The organism is Kitasatospora sp. MY 5-36 (assembly GCF_001182915.1).
In the GTDB taxonomy this organism is placed as follows: Bacteria; Actinomycetota; Actinomycetes; order Streptomycetales; family Streptomycetaceae; genus Kitasatospora.
Genome location: NZ_LFVW01000957.1, coordinates 1 through 2,961 on the forward strand (window position 1 = coordinate 1; position 2,961 = coordinate 2,961).

Consider the following 2,961-nt stretch of genomic DNA (forward strand, 5'->3'; position numbering starts at 1 on the left):
CGAGCAGCTGCGCCCGGCCTGCCTGGTCGGCGAGCCGGACCTGCTGCCGCCCGGCGGCGAGCGGCTGCCGCTGGACCTGCCCACCGCCGGCGTGGTGGCCGCCCTGACCACCGGCGGGCAGGTGCGCGTCCCGGTCGGCACCCACTACGCGGTGCTCACCTCCGGTTCCACCGGCACCCCGAAGGCCGTCGCCGTCACCGAGCCCGCGCTCGGCGCGCTGCTGCAGTGGTACCGCGGGGCGACCGGCCTCGGCCCCGGGGAGCGGCACAGCCTGCTGATCGGCGTCGCCTTCGACCCGCACGTGCAGGAGCTGTGGGCCGGCCTCACCTCCGGCGCGGCCCTGGTCGTCGCCCCCGAGGCGGTCCGCTGGGACACCGGCGCGCTCACCGATTGGTGGCGCGAGGCCGGCATCACCGTGTCCATCCTGCCCACCCCGCTGGCCGAGCCCGTCCTCGGTCGGCCCTGGCCCGCCGGGCTGGCGCTGCGCCACCTGGTGATCGGCGGCGACCGGCTGCGCCGCGCCCCCGGGCCCGACGTCACCGCGACCGTCCACAACGCCTACGGCCCCGCCGAGGCCACCGTCACCACCACCATGCACACCATGGCCTCCGGCGGGGACCACGGCGCCGGCGCCCCGCCGATCGGCCTGCCGATCGACGGCGTCGTCGTCCTGGTCACCGACGAGGACGGCCGCCCGGTGCCGCGCGGCACGGCCGGCGAGCTGCGGATCGGCGGCCGCGGCCTGGCCGCCGGGTACCTCGACCCCGAGCTGACCGCCCGCCGCTTCGTCGACGCGCCCGCCGGCGTGGTCGGCACCGACCGGGTCTACCGCACCGGCGACCGGGTGGTGATGCGGCCGGACGGCGTGCTGGAGTTCCACGGCCGCCTCGACGACCAGGTCAAGGTCAGCGGCGTGCGGATCGAACCCGCCGAGGTCGAGGCCGCCTTCGAGCGCGACCCGCAGGTGCGCCGGGCGGTGGTCGCCGCCGAACAGGCGCCGACCGGCGGGGTCCGACTGCTGGCCTTCGTCCACGCCGAGGACGGCGCCGACCCGGCGGCGCTGCTCGACTCCGTCCGGCCCTGGCTGCCCGAGCAGGCCGTGCCCTCCGCCGTCCACCTGGTGGAGCGTTTCCCGCTGGACGCCAACGGCAAGGTGGACCGCCAGGCCCTGCTGGCCGACGTGGCGGTGCCGGACGCGGTCGCGGCGGACGCGGTGGAGGAAGGGCACGGCCCGGTCGAGCGGACCGTGCTGAAGCTCTGCCGCGAGCTGATCGGCCGCGCCGACCTCGGTCCCGAGGACAACTTCCTGGCCGCGGGCGGCAATTCGCTCGCCGCCGCGAGACTGCTGGAGGCCCTGGAGAACGAGTACGGCGTCCGGCTGCGCGCCCCCCTGGTGCTGCGCCAGCCCGACCTGCGGGCCGTCGCCCGGCTGATCGAGGAACGGGTGGCCGATCTGGCCGCGACCGCCTGACCCCGCCCGAACCTCCTCAGCGGGGCGCCCCGGCCCACCCGGCCGGGGCGCCCGGAAGGGAACCACCGTGACCACCATGTCCTCGCCCGCCGCGGCCCGGTCTGCTGTGACCGACCCGCCGGCCCTGCCCACCCTGACCGACCTGCCCGCCCTGGTCGCCCGGCAGGCCGAGAGCCGCCCCGACGCGCTCGCCGTGACCGACGGCTCCACCGTCCTCACCTACCGCGAACTCGTCGACGCCGCAGGCCGGTTGGCCGCCGTCCTGGCCGCCCGGGGGATCGGCCCCGGCAGCGCCGTCGGCCTGCTGTGCGCCCGCTCGACCCGGTACGTCGTCGCCCAGCTCGCCGTCTGGCGGGCCGGCGCCCTGGCCGTCCCGATCGACCCGGCCTACCCGCGCCCGCGGATCGCCGAACTCACCGCCGACGCGGACCTCCGGCTCGTCCTCGGCGACAAGGGGCTGCTCGCCGAGGCCGGGCTCCCCGAGGAGCTCACCCTGGTGCTGACCGAGCGCGGCACCGAGGCCACCGACGGCACGGTGCCCGACGCCGCCGACCCGGCCGCGCCCGCCCTGCTCTACTACACCTCCGGCTCCACCGGCCGCCCCAAGGGCGTCCTCGTCCCGCACCGCGCCGTCGCCGACCTGGTCACCGCCGAGGACGCGGTCGTCCTCGGCCCGCGCGACCGGGTGCTCTTCCATTCCACCGTCTCCTTCGACGGCGCCACCTTCGAACTGTGGGCCCCGCTCGCCCGCGGCGCCGCCGTGGCCGTCTCCCCGAGCGAGCGGCCCAGCGCCGAGGACCTGGTCCGCGACGTCGAGAGCTTCGGCGTCACCACCGTCTTCCTCACCACCGCGCTCTTCCACCACCTGGCCGCCCGGCGCTCCCGGATCTTCGGCGTGCTGCGCACCCTGGTCGTCGGCGGCGAGGCGATCTCCGCCGAGCACGCGGGCGCCGTGCTGCGGGCCTTCCCCTGGCTCGAACTGGTCAACGGGTACGGGCCGACCGAGGCCACCACCTTCACCACCGTCCACCGGGTCACCCCGGCCGACTGCGCCGGCTCCGTCCCGATCGGCCGGACCTTCGGCGGCGCCCGCGCCTATGTCCTGGACGAGGGCCTCGCGCCGGTGGCGCCGGGCGCCGTCGGCGAACTGTGGATCGCCGGCGACCGGCTGGCCCTCGGCTACCTCGACCGGCCGGAGCTGACCGCCGAGCGCTTCCGCGAACTGCCGGGCATCGGACGCGCCTACCGCAGCGGCGACCGGGTCGCCCAACTGCCGGACGGCTCCCTGGAGTACCACGGGCGCACCGACGACCAGGTCAAGGTACGGGGCTACCGGATCGAACCCGGCGAGGTCGAGCACGCGCTGCTCCAGCTGCCCGAGGTCGCCGAGGCGGCGGTCGTGGTCCGCCGGGCCGGGCAGCCCGACGCCGCGCTCACCGCCTGCCTGGTGCTCGCCGAGGGCGCCCGCCCGGCCGTCGAGGCGCTGCGCG

At 77.3% G+C, this 2,961-nt stretch carries 2 protein-coding genes; both read left to right on the forward strand.

Features of this window, described 5'->3' with window-relative positions; all coding sequences use genetic code 11:
• The coding region (locus tag AE652_RS38760; protein WP_049660159.1) for an AMP-binding protein at positions 1–1,471 on the forward strand (1,471 nt) is incomplete at its 5' end.
• A gap of 76 nt (positions 1,472–1,547) precedes the next feature.
• Positions 1,548–2,961 (forward strand): amino acid adenylation domain-containing protein (locus AE652_RS38765; RefSeq protein ID WP_049660162.1); only part of this gene is annotated, 1,414 nt, incomplete at its 3' end.